Source organism: Streptococcus suis YS161 (assembly GCF_002760245.1).
GTDB lineage: Bacteria > Bacillota > Bacilli > Lactobacillales > Streptococcaceae > Streptococcus > Streptococcus suis_I.
In genome coordinates this window covers 125,487-141,920 of record NZ_ASCA01000059.1, presented here as the reverse complement: position 1 = coordinate 141,920, position 16,434 = coordinate 125,487, and the positions used below count along the sequence as shown (strand labels likewise).

At 40.5% G+C, this 16,434-nt stretch carries 11 protein-coding genes and 1 pseudogene; 10 read left to right on the top strand and 2 right to left on the bottom strand.

From position 1 onward, the window contains the following. The 7 genes from thrB to SST111_RS08465 all read left to right on the top strand — a co-directional run bounded on the left by thrB (position 1) and on the right by SST111_RS08465 (position 7,577). Positions 1-861, top strand: a complete 861-nt coding sequence (gene thrB / locus SST111_RS08495; protein WP_099810674.1) for a homoserine kinase — start codon at positions 1-3, stop codon at positions 859-861. 234 nt (positions 862-1,095) lie between these two features. Further along, positions 1,096-2,001, top strand: coding sequence for a UDP-N-acetylmuramate dehydrogenase (gene murB, locus SST111_RS08490; protein WP_099810672.1), 906 nt, complete (start codon positions 1,096-1,098; stop codon positions 1,999-2,001). Between the two features lie 145 nt (positions 2,002-2,146). Next, the gene (locus SST111_RS08485; protein ID WP_099810670.1) at positions 2,147-3,301 is read left to right on the top strand and encodes an ABC transporter ATP-binding protein; all 1,155 of its coding nucleotides are present in this window, start codon (positions 2,147-2,149) and stop codon (positions 3,299-3,301) included. Next, the gene (locus SST111_RS08480) at positions 3,285-4,085 is read left to right on the top strand and encodes an ABC transporter permease (RefSeq protein ID WP_099810668.1); all 801 of its coding nucleotides are present in this window, start codon (positions 3,285-3,287) and stop codon (positions 4,083-4,085) included. Before SST111_RS08485 ends, SST111_RS08480 begins: the two co-directional genes overlap by 17 nt. Next, positions 4,085-4,855 carry an ABC transporter permease gene (locus SST111_RS08475; RefSeq protein ID WP_099810666.1) on the top strand — a complete coding sequence of 257 codons (771 nt, stop codon included), beginning with the start codon at positions 4,085-4,087 and terminating at the stop codon, positions 4,853-4,855. The genes SST111_RS08480 and SST111_RS08475 overlap by 1 nt, the downstream gene beginning before the upstream one ends. Continuing rightward, on the top strand, positions 4,855-5,925 hold the full coding sequence (locus SST111_RS08470) for an ABC transporter substrate-binding protein (protein WP_099810664.1): 1,071 nt from the start codon (positions 4,855-4,857) through the stop codon (positions 5,923-5,925). The genes SST111_RS08475 and SST111_RS08470 overlap by 1 nt, the downstream gene beginning before the upstream one ends. A gap of 113 nt (positions 5,926-6,038) precedes the next feature. Next, on the top strand, positions 6,039-7,577 hold the full coding sequence (locus SST111_RS08465) for a ClC family H(+)/Cl(-) exchange transporter (protein WP_099810662.1): 1,539 nt from the start codon (positions 6,039-6,041) through the stop codon (positions 7,575-7,577). A 48-nt stretch (positions 7,578-7,625) separates the two neighbouring features. Here SST111_RS08465 and SST111_RS08460 read toward each other — a convergent pair. Then, a pseudogene (locus SST111_RS08460) lies at positions 7,626-7,957 on the bottom strand (IS110 family transposase); the annotation flags it as partial. Between the two features lie 580 nt (positions 7,958-8,537). On the opposite strand from SST111_RS08460, the gene SST111_RS08455 reads away from it, so the two are divergent. Continuing rightward, complete coding sequence (locus tag SST111_RS08455) at positions 8,538-13,292, top strand: S8 family serine peptidase (RefSeq protein ID WP_099810660.1); 4,755 nt, start codon at positions 8,538-8,540, stop codon at positions 13,290-13,292. A 232-nt stretch (positions 13,293-13,524) separates the two neighbouring features. Here the strand turns inward: SST111_RS08455 and SST111_RS08450 are convergent, their stop codons facing one another. Further along, a complete protein-coding gene (locus SST111_RS08450) occupies positions 13,525-14,376 on the bottom strand; it encodes an NAD(P)H-hydrate dehydratase (protein ID WP_099810658.1) in 852 nt (283 codons plus the stop codon). 97 nt (positions 14,377-14,473) lie between these two features. Between SST111_RS08450 and nth the strand changes: the two genes are divergently transcribed. Then, entirely contained in the window at positions 14,474-15,097 is a 624-nt protein-coding gene (nth, locus tag SST111_RS08445) for an endonuclease III (protein ID WP_012775083.1), read from the top strand. Between the two features lie 285 nt (positions 15,098-15,382). Beyond that, on the top strand, positions 15,383-16,366 hold the full coding sequence (gene guaC, locus SST111_RS08440) for a GMP reductase (protein WP_099810656.1): 984 nt from the start codon (positions 15,383-15,385) through the stop codon (positions 16,364-16,366). Positions 16,367-16,434 lie beyond the last annotated feature (68 nt).

The following is a 16,434-nucleotide window of genomic DNA, read 5'->3' as shown; positions in this document are numbered from 1 at the left end:
ATGAAAATTATTATTCCAGCAACTTCAGCTAATATCGGTCCAGGATTTGATTCAGTAGGTGTTGCCCTTTCGAAATATCTAACGATTGAAGTATTTGAAGAGACTGATGAATGGGTGATTGAGCACAATCTTGAACATGTTCCATCAGACAAGAACAATCTTTTGATCAAGACAGCTTTAAAGATTGAAAAAGGATTGCAGCCGCATCGTATCAGAATGCTTAGTGATATTCCCTTGGCACGTGGTTTGGGTTCATCCAGTTCCGTTATCGTAGCTGGTATCGAATTGGCTAATCAATTAGCAGGTTTGAATATGACAGCGGATGAAAAATTGCTCAAAGCTACAGAAATTGAAGGACATCCTGATAATGTAGCCCCAGCGATTTTTGGTAATTTAGTCATCTCTAGCTATGTTAATAAGAGAGTACAGGCAGTTGTAACAGAATTCCCAGAAGCAAGTTTTGTTGCCTTTATTCCAAACTACCCACTGCGTACGGTTGAAAGCCGAGGTGTACTGCCTTCTCAGATGGGGTACAAGAAAGCAGTGGCTGCTAGTGCCATTGCCAATGTGGCTATGGCAAGTTTGATGGCAGGTGATTTGGAAAAGGCTGGGAAAGCAATTCAGTCAGACATGTTCCATGAACCGTTTCGTCAGCTACTTGTTAAGGAGTTTTGTCCAATCAAGCAAACTGCACAGGAGTTGGGAGCCTATGCAACCTACTTATCAGGCGCTGGTCCAACAGTGATGGTATTAGCGCCCAAAGATAGGGAGGATGCTATTGTTCTAGCATTAGAGGAACTAAATCTAGACGGAACTGTCCACCGCCTTCAAGTTGATACCAAAGGGATTGCTATTGTATAGATAGTGAGAATCTATCATTTGCAAAACTAAAAATGTTTATTTTATTGGAGTTCGCCATCGCTACTATATGCGGTAGGAAGGGAACTCCTTTTTTTGTGCATTCCATTCTCCATTTCAAAATATTGGGGCAAATTAATTTGGCTTGTGAAAGTATTTTTGTTGAATTTTATTCGTTTTCTCCTGTAATTTTTGGTATAATAAATCCTGTATATCTTAAATTGAAATGAGAAGGTTATGAAAGATAAAATTAGGCTTGAATTAGAAGGCATCGATATTCGATTCGATGAGCCTTTAAAAGAATATACCTATACAAAAGTAGGAGGAGCTGTTGATTATCTAGCTTTTCCGCGGAATCGTTACGAGATTGTTCGTATAGTAGAATTTGCTAAACGCGAAGATATTCCATGGCAAGTATTAGGAAATTCAAGTAATATCATTGTCCGCGATGGCGGTATTCGTGGTTTTGTTATCCGTATGGATAAACTTAACTCCGTTACTGTATCAGGATACACCATTGAAGCAGAAGCAGGTGCCAATCTGATTGAAACAACAAAAGTTGCACTTTTCCATTCGTTATCAGGATTTGAATTTGCTTGTGGTATTCCGGGAAGCATTGGTGGTGCTGTCTATATGAATGCAGGTGCTTACGGAGGTGAAGTGGCACACATTCTAGTTTCAGCGCAGATTTTGACTCCAGCAGGTTATGTCGAAACGTTGGACAATCGCGAGTTGCGATTTGGCTACCGTTCTTCTATTTTGCAGGAAAACGGTGCGATTGTTTTGTCTGCTAAATTTGCCCTCAAGCCAGGAAATCATACGGTTATTCAACAAGAAATGGCTCGTTTGACACATTTACGCGAGCTCAAGCAACCTTTGGAATATCCATCTTGTGGTTCAGTCTTCAAACGTCCACTTGGTCACTTCGCAGGACAGTTGATTATGGATGCGGGGTTAAAAGGTTATCGAATTGGTGGAGTCGAAGTTTCTGAAAAACACGCTGGCTTTATGGTCAATGTCGACAATGGTACAGCAAAGGATTATGAAAATTTGATTGCACATGTGATTGATGTTGTTGAAAAATCTTCAGGAATTACTCTGGAGAGAGAGGTGCGTATTATCGGTGACCCATCTGATACATAGTCTTTCAGTTTATCTTTTATTACGTCGTTAACTCGCTTTGCCGTACTTCAGTACTGTCTGCAGCTCGTTGCCTAGCACTAAAAGCAAACTGAAAGACTAAACTCTAGCCATCTGGCTCTGTTTTAAAAGAAGGAATTTATGAGAATTGAAAAAGCCAATTATTGAATTTAAGAACGTTTCAAAAGTATTTGAAGACAGTGGAACAACTGTATTAAAGGATATTAGTTTTGAATTAGAAGAAGGGAAATTTTATACTCTTTTAGGAGCTTCTGGTTCAGGTAAATCAACAATTTTGAACATTATTGCTGGTCTATTGGATGCGAGTTCAGGTGATATTTATCTGGACGGTCAACGGATAAACGATGTTCCGACCAATAAACGGGATGTCCATACCGTTTTCCAATCCTATGCCCTCTTCCCACATATGTCTGTCTTTGAAAATGTGGCTTTTCCTCTTAAATTGCGCAAGGTTGAAAAGGCTGAAATCGAACGCCGTGTGACAGAAGCCTTGCAAATGGTCCGACTCTCTGGTTATGAAAATCGTTCCATTCAGAAATTGTCTGGTGGTCAACGCCAACGGGTTGCTATTGCTCGTGCCATCATCAATCAGCCTCGCGTTGTCTTGCTAGATGAACCACTTTCTGCCCTGGACTTGAAACTAAGAACAGAAATGCAGTACGAACTGCGTGAGTTGCAACAACGTTTAGGAATTACCTTCGTCTTCGTTACCCATGACCAAGAAGAAGCTCTGGCCATGAGTGACTGGATTTTTGTCATGAATGAAGGTGAGATTGTCCAGTCTGGAACACCAGTGGATATTTATGACGAGCCAATCAACCATTTTGTTGCAACCTTTATCGGCGAGTCCAATATCCTGTCTGGGCGTATGATAGAAGACTATCTGGTTGAATTTAATGGCAAACGTTTCGAAGCGGTAGACGGTGGTATGCGTCCTAATGAAGAAGTTCAAATTGTTATCCGTCCCGAAGACTTGCAGATTACCCTACCTGAAGAAGGCAAATTGCAGGTAAAAGTGGATACCCAGCTCTTCCGAGGAGTTCACTATGAAATCATCGCCTATGATGACCTTGGTAATGAGTGGATGATTCATTCAACCCGTAAGGCCATTGTCGGAGAAGTGATTGGACTCAGCTTTGAGCCAGAAGATATTCATATCATGCGTCTCAATGAAACAGAGGAAGAATTCGATGCCCGTATCGAAGAATATGTGGAAGTGGAAGAAGTAGAAGATGGCTTGATTAACGCCATTGAGGAGGAACGCAATGAAGAAAAACTCTAGGCTTTTTGCAATTCCCTATGCCCTATGGGTCTTTCTCTTTGTACTCGCACCTGTTGCCCTGATTATCTTCAAATCTTTCTTTGATATTCATGGCAATTTCACTTTGGCCAACTACCAGACCTATTTTAACTCGCCAAATATGACCTATCTGCGAATGAGTTTTAACTCTATTTTTTACGCAGGTATTATTACTCTGGTCACACTTTTGGTTTCCTACCCAACAGCCTATTTCTTGACCAAGCTCAAGCATAGACAACTCTGGCTCATGTTGATTATCTTGCCAACCTGGGTCAATCTTTTGCTGAAAGCCTATGCCTTTATCGGTATTTTTGGGCAACACGGCTCTATCAACCAGTTCCTAGAATTTATTGGTCTAGGAGCTCAACAAATTCTTTTCACAGATTTCTCCTTTATTGCTGTTGCAGCCTATATCGAGATTCCGTTTATGATTTTGCCTATCTTTAACGCCTTGGATGATTTGGATAAAAATCTTATCAATGCCAGTCGTGATTTGGGGGCAACTTCTTGGCAGACCTTTACAAAAGTTATTTTTCCTCTTTCCATGAATGGGGTCCGTTCTGGTGTTCAGGCGGTATTCATTCCAAGTTTGAGCCTCTTCATGTTGACTCGTTTGATCGGTGGTAACCGAGTCATTACACTGGGAACAGCCATCGAACAACATTTCCTCACAACACAAAACTGGGGAATGGGTTCAACAATTGGTGTGGTCTTGATTTTGGCCATGCTCTTGATTATGTGGATGACGAAAGAGAGGAAGAAATAATGAAGAAATTTGCAAATATCTACTTAACAGTTGCCTTCCTCCTACTTTACTTGCCCATTTTTTATCTCATTTTCTATGCCTTTAATGAAGGTGGGGATATGAATGGATTTACAGGTTTTACCTTGGAGCATTTTTCATCTATGCTTGGCGATAGCCGACTAATGCTGATTCTGGCTCAAACCTTCTTGTTGGCCTTCTTGAGTTCTTTGATTGCGACCATTATCGGAACTTTCGGTGCCATCTATATCTATCAGGCAAAACCTCGTTTTCAAAATGCACTCTTGTCTGTCAATAATATCTTGATGGTAGCTCCAGACGTCATGATTGGGGCGAGTTTCCTAATTCTCTTTACCATGATTGGTTTCCAGCTTGGCTTTGTCTCAGTATTGCTCAGTCATATTGCTTTTTCTATTCCAATCGTAGTATTGATGGTTTTGCCACGCTTGAAGGAAATGAATGCCGATATGATTTCAGCAGCTTATGATTTGGGGGCAACTCAGCCACAAATGCTGAAAGAAATCATGTTGCCATACCTAACACCAGCCATCATTGCAGGCTACTTTATGGCCTTTACCTATTCCTTGGATGACTTTGCCGTGACATTCTTTGTTACGGGAAATGGTTACTCAAACCTATCTGTAGAGATTTACTCACGGGCTCGTCAAGGGATTTCTTTGGAAATCAATGCCTTGTCAACCCTTGTCTTCCTTTTCTCAATCTTATTGGTAGTGGGTTATTATTTCATCTCGCGTGAAAAGGAGGACAACTAATGAAACGATTGTATTCATTTTTTGTAGGTATTGTAGCTATTATTCTTGTTTTATGGGGAATTAGTTCAAAATTAGAAGCAGATTCAACCCAAGGGACAACTGATAAACTTGTCATCTATAACTGGGGAGATTATATTGACCCAGAATTGCTGGAAGAATTTACGGCTGAAACAGGTATTCAGGTGGATTACCAGACCTTTGATTCCAACGAATCCATGTACACTAAAATCAAGCAGGGAGGAACTACCTATGACCTGGCCGTTCCTTCTGAGTATATGATTTCCAAAATGACGGAAGAAGATATGCTCGTGAAACTAGATAAATCAAAAATTGAAGGTTTAGAGAATATCGATCCACGATTTATGGGACTTAGCTTTGATAAGAATAATGACTATTCTATTCCATACTTCTGGGGGACCTTGGGGATTGTTTACAATGAAACTATGGTTGACAATCCTCCTCAAGAATGGGAAGATTTGTGGTCAGAAGAATACCGTGACAATATCATGTTAATCGACGGTGTTCGTGAGGTCATGGGCTTCGGTCTGCAATCTTTGGGTTATAGCTTAAACTCTAAAAATCCTGCAGAGATTGAAAAAGCAGCTGAACATCTATATAATTTAACTCCAAATGTCAAAGCAATTGTTGCTGATGAGATAAAAGGTTATATGATACAAGATGCGGCAGCAATTGCTGTTTCGTTCTCAGGTGAGGCGAGTGAAATGTTAGATGGAAATGAAAATCTGCGCTATGTTGTACCATCAAAAGGTTCTAATCTTTGGTTCGATAACATGGTCATTCCAAAAACAGCAAAAAATATTGATGGAGCTTACGCCTTTATGAGTTTTATGCTTCGTCCTGAAAATGCGCTTCGCAATGCAGAATATGTTGGTTATTCAACACCAATTCCTGCAGCCAAGGCTATGCTGGATGAGGAGACTCAGAACGATGAATCTTTCTATCCATCTGAAGAAACGATGAAGAAGTTGGAAGTTTATGATAATCTTGGACCAGAGATACTTGGAATGTATAATGACCTCTATCTCCAATTCAAGATGTATCGGAAATAGTCTGATTGGACAGGTAGCAATATAAATAAAAGAATGGGAGTGAGGTTCTTTACTAAGTACTTATTGCTCCTATTTTTTGGTCATACATACTATAGAAAGGAAGGGAAATCCCAATGGAAAATCACCGGAAAGAAGTTAGTTTTATTTCCCAATCAATCCTCTACTCGGTTCTGCGTGGTAGTTTAGTTGGCATTGTCGCTGGTTTAGTGGTCGTTGCATTTCGCTTAGCCATTGAAAAAATATTTTCTGTCTTTACGCACCTCTATTCTCTGGCAACAGACAATGCAATCTATTTACTTCTTATTGGAGGGCTTTATCTGGTCATAGCTTTACTTGTTGGCAAGTTGATCAAAGACGAGCCAAATGCAAAAGGCTCTGGTATACCTCAGGTGGAGGCAGAACTAAAAGGAATTATGGATTTAAACTGGTGGTTAGTCCTTTGGAGAAAATTTATCGGCGGTGTTTTATCCATTGCATCTGGTCTAATGCTGGGGCGTGAAGGTCCCAGTATTCAATTAGGAGCTGTAACGGCTAAAGGTATATCAGTTCTTCTTAAATCCAGTGAAATGGAAAGAAGGAGTTTGATTGCTAGTGGCGCTGCGGCAGGTTTGGCAGCAGCTTTCAACGCACCAATAGCAGGCCTTTTATTTGTTGTGGAGGAAGTCTATCATCAGTTTTCACGTCTGGTATGGGTCTCAGCCCTGGCAGCCAGTATCACTGCGAACTTTATTTCCTTACATTTTTTTGGATTAATGCCTGTTTTGCATATGCCGAAGGACTTACAGTTACTATCTCTTGACCAATATTGGATCTATATCTTACTTGGAGTTTTCCTTGGACTTGCTGGATATGTGTATGAAGTTGTTATCCTCAATATACAAGGTTTCTATACCCTTCTCTCAAAAATCATTCCTCTCCCAGTTCCATACTACAGTGTATTTGCCTTTTTGTTTATTATACCGATTGGTTATTTTTTCCCTAATCTGTTGGGTGGCGGGCATCATTTGATTTTAGAGCTTCCATATTTGGAACAAGGACTACTGACATTGGCAATCTTGATTTTAATACGATTTGTATGGAGCATGATTTCCTATGGTTCTGGTCTACCAGGGGGCATCTTTTTACCCATATTAACCTTAGGAAGTCTCCTTGGGCTTTTTGTCGCACGGTTCTTCCTTGATATTGGTTTCATCAGTCAGGAGCAGATGCTATTGTTTATTGTATTGGGAATGGCAGGCTTTTTCGCAGCGATTTCCAAAGCACCTCTAACTGCTATTATTTTAGTAACTGAAATGGTTGGAAGTTTGAATCAATTGATGGTCATCGGGTTGGTAGCTTTGAGTTCCTATGTGATGATGGACCTCTTAGGTGGCGCGCCAGTCTATGAAGCAATGTTGGAAAAAATTCTGCCAGAAGAAGTAGAACAGCAAGAACACATGACCTTAATAGAGGTTGTTGTCAACGAAACATTGGACAGAAGATTTGTTAGCGAGTTACGTTTGCCGGATTCATGCTTGATCACCAATCAAATTCATCATGGTAAGTCAAGGATTGTGAAAGGAAATAGCCAACTTTCTATGGGTGATTCCTTGCTCGTTGCAGTTCCAATCTCTCAAATTCATACCGTTCGTAGGATATTTGAGGGAGATTAGCATTTTTTTAGATTGTCTTAACAAAGAGATGAGAAAAGTCCCAATATTATAATGTTTCTGTTGTCTGGTCAACTCCCTCAATTCAGGAATGATTTCATCGGGAATGAAACTCCGAGGAAGCAGACCAATCCGCATTCATTTGGCAATCCAGTAAGCGTCTTTCTTGTCAGTTTTCTGACCTGTAATGGTCTTCATGTGGGCTGGTTGAGCAAGTATTAGCTCAAAGTCATCACATAGAGCATGCCAGACAGGTCGCCAATAGACATCTGTGTTTTCCATACTAACAGCTTCCACATGAAATTGACTGAGAAATCGTGGTAAGCACGTAGACCTTTAGTCGTCGTATCAAATGTAGCTAAGTAACGCTTTGGACAAGTTGAGGGGAATACAAACGACAATATCGACTTGATCTACACATGATTATCTATGACAATTCCTTCCTTCTTATAAATTAGAGAGCCTATCTACTGAATTTTAGTCATATTCTTGAGCGCATATTGTGGTTCTTATCAGTAGGCTGGAGCAGTTTTGTCACCATAATTAACATCAATAATGTACCAACCGCAAGGCCCTCACTAGGTATATAATCTTAGTGAGGGCTTTATGCTCATTCTCATTATTCTGTGGGTAAGGACGGAGCTACCATGAATATCTTGCTCACTCCCTTTTTAGTGTGTATAGTGGTTTGAATTAGGAAAAGGACAACTTTAAGTTATAGTGTTAATAACCCACTCCTAAAATAACTTTAGAGTTCTCAAATTGACAAACTTAGACATGTCCTGTTTCTAATTCACTTGACTATATTATCTGTATCTATGGTTATAGATATTATTGACACCTAGTTATAGTTTGAATAAATAACTGAATTTTCAGAATATACTTGCAATACTGATGATTTTGTGTTTTAATTTATTTATTGGTTTTGCCAATAATGAAGGAGAAAAACTGGGAGGAAAAGTTATGAAAAAGAAAGAAACTTTCTCACTTCGGAAGTATAAAATTGGAACTGTGTCTGTTCTTTTGGGTGCAGTTTTTTTGTTTGCAGGTGCACCATCGGCAGCTGCAGATGAATTGACAAGCCTTGTAGAGACTAAGGTGGAAACAACTGTTCCTGACGCAATCGTCAACGAATCAGCCTCAGAAAGTCCCGTTGTCGAGGAGTTAGTTGATACTTCTGTGGAGGCTACCCCAACTGATGTAACCACTACAGATAATGTAGAGGAAACACTTGGCTCAGAAGCTCTTGAAAACATCACAAATACAGAAGTAGAAGCGACTCAACCAGCTGTAGAAACTCCAGCTATTTCAGAGAAAAAAGTAGAAGAGGAGAAGCTTTCCGTAGCAGATGAGACTACTGCCATTACTAATCAGGAAGAAGCGAAACCACAAAACATTGATAGTAATACAATCATTACAGTACCTAAAGTTTGGGATAATGGTTACAAGGGCGAAGGAACAGTAGTAGCAATCATAGATTCAGGTCTTGACGTTGACCACGATGTATTGCATATTTCAGATCTCTCAACTGCAAAATATAAATCAGAAAAAGAGATAGAAGCAGCTAAAGAGGCAGCAGGAATTACCTACGGTGAATGGTTTAACGATAAGGTTGTATTTGGTTATAACTATGTTGATGTGAATACTGTCTTGAAAGAAGAAGACAAACGCTCACACGGTATGCACGTAACGAGTATTGCCACAGGAAATCCGACACAACCAGTCGCTGGACAATTAATGTATGGTGTAGCTCCTGAAGCGCAAGTCATGTTTATGCGTGTATTCTCAGACCTCAAAGCTACAACAGGCGCAGCATTGTACGTAAAGGCGATTGAAGATGCTGTAAAATTAGGTGCAGATAGCATCAACCTCAGCCTGGGAGGAGCTAATGGTTCTGTTGTTAACATGGATGAAAATGTGACTGCAGCAATCGAGGCTGCTCGTCGTGCAGGGGTTTCTGTTGTTATTGCAGCTGGTAATGATGGAACATTTGGTTCAGGTCATTCTAATCCGTCAGCCGATTATCCAGATTATGGTTTGGTCGGTGCACCTTCAACAGCTCGCGATGCAATTTCTGTCGCTTCTTACAATAACACAACGGTTGGCAGTAAAGTAATCAATATCATTGGCTTAGAAAACAATGCTGACTTGAATTACGGTAAGAGTTCGTTTGATAATCCAGAGAAGAGTCCCGTACCATTTGAAATCGGGAAAGAATATGAATATGTTTATGCGGGAATCGGTCAAGCTTCGGATTTTGATGGTCTAGATTTGACTGGAAAACTTGCACTCATCAAACGTGGAACGATTACCTTCTCAGAAAAAATAGCCAATGCAACAGCTGCAGGTGCAGTAGGGGTGGTCATTTTCAATAGCCGTCCAGGTGAAGCTAATGTAAGCATGCAACTTGATGATACAGCTATTGCAATTCCATCTGTTTTCATTCCATTGGAATTTGGTGAAGCTTTGGCAGCTAACTCATATAAGATTGCGTTCAATAACGAAACAGATATTCGCCCTAACCCAGAAGCAGGTCTTCTTTCAGATTTTTCAAGTTGGGGTCTATCAGCGGATGGCGAGCTAAAACCAGACTTAGCTGCTCCAGGTGGTGCTATTTATGCAGCCATCAATGATAATGACTATGCCAACATGCAGGGAACAAGTATGGCTTCACCACACGTGGCAGGAGCAGCCGTACTAGTAAAACAGTATTTACAGGCAACTTACCCTACTAAGTCCCCTCAAGAAATCGAAGCCTTAGTAAAACACTTGCTTATGTCTACTGCTAAAGCACATGTGAACAAAGAAACAACAGCCTACACTTCCCCTCGCCAACAAGGTGCAGGTATCATCGATACTGTGGCAGCTATTTCTACAGGTTTATACTTGACTGGCGAAGACGGTTATGGCAGCATTACCTTGGGAAATGTTGAGGATACATTCAGCTTTACGGTCACACTTCATAACATTACAAACGAAGATAAGACTTTAAACTACTCAACGCAATTAACAACGGATACTGTCCAAAACGGATTGATCACCTTGGCTCCGCGTCTATTAGCAGAGATTCCTGGCGGTAAGGTGACTGTGCAAGCCAATTCAAGTACAACTGTTACAATTAATGTCGATGCATCAAGCTTTGCAGAAGAATTGACAGGTTTAATGAAAAACGGTTACTATCTTGAAGGTTTTGTTCGATTTACAGATGTAGCCGATGGCGGTGATATTGTCAGCATTCCATACGTTGGTTTCCGTGGGGAATTCCAAAATCTAGCCGTTCTAGAAGAGCCGATTTACAATCTTATTGCCGATGGTAAGGGGGGCTTCTACTTTGAACCTGTTACAGCACAACCAGATACTGTTGACATCAGCCATCACTACACAGGTCTTGTTACAGGAAGTACGGAGTTAATCTATTCTACAGACAAACGATCTGACTTTGCGATCAAGACTCTAGGTACATTTAAAAATGAAGCAGGATACTTTGTTTTAGAGCTTGATGAGTCTGGTAAGCCTCATTTAGCTATCTCGCCAAATGGAGATGACAACCAAGATTCGCTCGCTTTCAAAGGTGTCTTCTTGAGAAATTATACGGATTTAGTTGCAAGCGTCTATGCTGCAGATGATACCGAACGAACAAATCCACTTTGGGAAAGTCAACCACAGTCAGGCAATAAGAACTTCTATAGTGGTGATCCTAAAAATCCAAAATCAAGCATTATTTACCCTACTGAATGGAATGGGACAGACAGCGAGGGAAATGCTTTAGCAGATGGTAAGTATCAATACGTTTTGACCTACTCATCTGAAGTTCCAAGTGCAGCAGTACAAACTATGATTTTCGATGTTATCATCGATAGAGAATCACCAGTTATCACCACAGCTACCTATGATGAAACAAACTTTACATTTAACCCTCGTCCAGCCATTGAAAAAGGAGAATCCGGTCTATATCGCGAGCAAGTATTCTACCTTGTAGCAGATGCAAGCGGTGTGACAACTATTCCTTCCTTATTAGAAAATGGTGATGTAACCGTTTCTGATAACAAGGTATTTGTGGCACAAAACGACGATGGTTCCTTCACATTGCCTCTTGACCTTGCAGATATTTCAAAATTCTACTACACAGTAGAGGATTATGCTGGTAACATCAGCTATGAAAAAGTAGAGAATCTGATCAGTATTGGCAATGAAAAAGGGTTGGTAACAGTCAATATTCTTGATAAAGATACAAATAGTCCTGTACCAATACTTTTCTCTTACTCAGTCACCGATGAAACAGGCAAGATTGTTGCAGAATTACCACGATATGCCGGCGATACTAGCGTTCTTAAGCTACCATTTGGTACTTACACCTTTGATTTATTCTCATATGATACAGAATGGTCAAGCCTAGCAGGTGAAACCAAAGCAGTCGTGACGATTTCGGAAGAAAATAGCACTGCCGAGGTGAATTTCTATGTGACTTTGAAAGATAAGGCCAACTTGCTGGTAGATATTGATGCATTACTACCTTCTGGTTCAACCATCCAACTGGTAACTGCTGATGGCCAGACTATTCAGCTACCAAATGCTAAATATTCTAAGACCGATTATGGTAAATTTGTACCAGTTGGTACCTACACTATCCTTCCAACCCTCCCAGAAGGCTATGAATTTTTGGAAGAATTAGACGTAGCAGTACTTGCAAACCAGTCAAATGTTAAGAAATTAACCTTGATTAATAAAGTTGCTTTGAAAGAACTGATTGCTGAACTTGCGGGACTTGAAGAAACAGCGCGTTATTACAATGCTAGTCTAGAACTTCAAACTGCCTATGCTAAAGCATTAGAAGATGCCAATGCAGTATATGCCAACAAACACAATCAGACACAAGTAGATTCAGCAGTTGCCAGTCTCGTGGCAGCGAGAGAGCAGCTAAACGGTCAGGCTACCGATAAGGAAAAACTGATTGCTGAAGTATCAAATTACACACCGACTCAGGCAAACTTTATTTATTACAATGCTGAAAATACCAAACAAATTGCCTATGATACAGCTGTTCGTTCAGCACAACTTGTATTGAACCAAGAGAATGTAACACAGGCAGTTGTCAACCAAGCATTGGCTGACTTGTTAGCAGCGAAAGCCGGCTTAGATGGTCAAAAGACTGATATTTCAGCCCTTCGTAGCGCAGTATCAGTTTCTTCCGTATTAAAAGCGACAGATGCTAAGTATCTCAATGCATCTGAAAACGTGAAACAAGCTTATGACCAGGCAGTTGAAGCAGCGAAAGCGATTCTAGCTGACGAATCTGCAAGCCAAGCAAGTGTCGATCAAGCTCTAGCCGTTCTGACAAGCGCTCAGGCAGAACTGGATGGTGTTGCTACTTCAACAAATGATGCCAAAGAGCCAGTAAATACTGCCACTGACAAAAAAGATGAAGGCACTGTAACGCCTCCACCTATAGACTCAGAAAAAGTTGATGTACAGGCACCTCCTGTAAAAGATACTGGGAATTCAGGGCATGTACCGATAGTTCAGAAGCCAAACCCTCAACCAACTTTACCTCGTCCAGTCACTTTGCAAGCTAGTCTATCTAGCCCTGATCAAGAAAAACAGGTGACTCAACTACCAAATACTGGAGACAATGATACGAGATACTATCTTGTTCTTGGTGTCATTATTGGGCTATGGACTCTGTTGGTAAGCAAACGACGTCACAAAGAAGAAGTCTAAGAAAATATAGTCATACTCTTCGAAAATCAAAATTATCCGTTGTCAACTTACCTTGATGAGTGAAAAGCTCCAGTGGAGGTTTTCAGCCTGTTACCTTGAAATAAGATAGTAACAGAGTTCTATCTTCGGCTTCGTTTCCTAGGCTACTTTTGATTTGCATTGAGTATCATTTTCTACCATTTGTCAGGCTTTAATCACGAGTTTGTTATATAAAAGACCGCTTAATCATTGATTAGGCGGTTGTTTGTGTTTGAAATTGAAGCATTGTCTTTTGGATGTTTCTTGAGACATCAGTTGGCTTTACAAGATAATAATCTTGAGCCAGTTGGTCGGCAATATAGGAGTGGAGGTAGGTTGCTACAAGGATTCTTTCATATAGTTGAACATTGGGAAATTGTACAGCAAATCCTGCAATCATACCTGCAAGAGTATCTCCCATACCTCCTGTTGCTTGGTAGGGACCACCAGCTCCTATTGGGGTGACTTGGTTTGGCTGGGTTTTTAGGATTTGTGTAGCAGAACTTTTAGCTACAAGGATTGTATTTTCTTGAAAAGATTGCAAGGCTTCAAGATTTCTTTGGCTTGTTTGGTCAGCAACCGGAATGGCTGATAACCGTTCCCATTCTTTCTGGTGGGGTGTCAGGATGACTTGTTTACACGGGAAGTTCTTTCTGTTTTGCTTTGCGACTAAGGTAAGGGCTGAGCCGTCAAGAACTAAAATCTGCTGGTCAGATAAATGTTCAAAAACAAAGTCCAATAACTGTTCAGCTCTGCTATTTTCCCCCAAACCTGGACCAATCAATACCAAGTCAGCATTTTCTAAGCTGCTTATCAGCAAGGCTTGATCGTCAAATGAAAATGCCATGGCTTCAGGCAGATGACTATGTAAGGCTGGTATGTTATCTTTTTCAGTAGCAACAGTTACCAAGCCTGCTCCACTGTTGACGCTTGCTAGTGCGGCCATGATAATCGCTCCACCATAGGGATACAGTCCACCAATCAGCAAGACTCGACCATAGCTTCCCTTATGGCTATTGCGTAGCCTTACTTGAATGACCTTTCTACAGAGTTCTTGTAAGTCCATACTTATTCCCCCTTTTCTTCTTATTATATCACGAGGAATGAGGTTTATGACAATCCAGATTTTAGATAAATCCAAGTTTTCATGCTATAATGAATTCATGGTATTATCAAAAAAACGTGCAAGAAAAGTTATTGAAGAAATCATCGCTCTATATCCTGATGCTAAGCCTAGTTTGGACTTTCGAAATCACTTTGAGTTGGTATGTGCAGTGCTCTTATCTGCTCAAACTACAGACGCTGCGGTGAATAAGGCAACACCTGGTTTGTTCGCAGCTTTCCCTACGCCCCAAGCCATGGCAGCAGCAGAAGTAAAGGATATTGAGCCTTATATTTCTCGTTTGGGTTTGTACCGAAACAAGGCAAAGTTTTTAAAAGACTGTGCCCAGCAGTTGATGGAACGGCATAATGGCATTGTTCCGCAGACTCGTGAGGAATTAGAAGCTCTGGCAGGAGTGGGAAGAAAAACGGCCAATGTTGTCTTAAGTGTCGGTTTCGGAATCCCAGCCTTTGCAGTTGATACCCACGTGGGACGGATTTGTAAACACCACGATATTGTCAAAAAATCGGCTACACCCCTGGAAACAGAGAAACGAGTCATGGAAGTCTTACCTCCTGAACTCTGGCTCCCTGCTCATCAAGCTATGATTTATTTTGGTCGTGAGGTTTGCCATCCTAAGAACCCTGAATGTGAAAAATTCCCACAATTATATGAATTTGACTAAAAAATCTTCTGTTTTTGAAGATTTTTTTAGTTTTTATGTAAAATTGTTTGAGTAAATTCTGAACATTTTTTTAAATTTTATAAGAATAGTAACTCAGAAAAGAATTATACGAATGTTATGTTTTATAAACAAGTCGAAAAAGTGACATATCCGAATATTGTCTAGATAGGTTTCTTTTTTATTGACAAAACACAAACGACAAGCTATACTATATCTTGTAATAAGGAAAAAATACGAAAAACAAACCGTTTTTCTGTTCCAATGTTAAGAAAAAGAGGTAGAAGCATGTTCAACGAAACTCCAGTTTTTGACTACGAAGATATTCAGCTCATTCCAAATAAATGTATCATCAATAGCCGTTCGGAGGCAGATACATCTGTCACTCTTGGAAAGTACAGCTTTAAACTGCCAGTTGTTCCTGCCAATATGCAGACGATTTTGGATGAAGATGTGGCAGAGATGTTGGCGAAAGATGGTTATTTTTACATCATGCACCGCTTTGATGAAGAAGGGCGTATTCCTTTCGTGAAACGCATGCACGACCAAGGCTTGATTGCTTCCATTTCGGTTGGTGTAAAAGACTATGAGTACGACTTCGTTTCTAGTTTAAAAGCTGACGCACCTGAGTTTATTACCATTGACATTGCACATGGGCATGCTGACAGTGTGATTAAGATGATCAAGCACATCAAGAAAGAATTGCCTGAGACATTTGTTATTGCTGGAAATGTCGGTACTCCTGAAGCTGTTCGTGAACTGGAAAATGCTGGTGCGGATGCGACAAAAGTTGGTATTGGTCCTGGTAAGGTATGTATTACCAAGGTCAAGACTGGTTTTGGTACTGGCGGTTGGCAGCTGGCTGCCCTTCGTTGGTGTTCAAAAGCTGCTCGTAAGCCAATTATTGCGGATGGTGGAATTCGTACCCACGGAGATATTGCCAAATCCATCCGCTTTGGTGCAAGTATGGTCATGATAGGCTCCCTCTTTGCCGGTCATATCGAAAGCCCAGGTAAGACGGTAGAAGTGGATGGTAAACAGTTTAAGGAATACTACGGGTCCGCCTCTGAATACCAAAAAGGTGCTTACAAAAACGTCGAAGGAAAGAAAATTCTCTTGCCAGCCAAGGGACATTTGAAAGATACTCTGATTGAAATGGAGCAAGATTTGCAGTCATCTATTTCTTATGCAGGTGGACGTGACATTACCAGCTTGAAGCATGTGGACTATGTTATTGTGAAAAACTCTATCTGGAATGGTGACTCAATCTAGTCAAAGAGGACTTGCAATGCAGGTCCTTTTCTTGTTACAATATTTATATAAAATTGAAAGAGAATAAG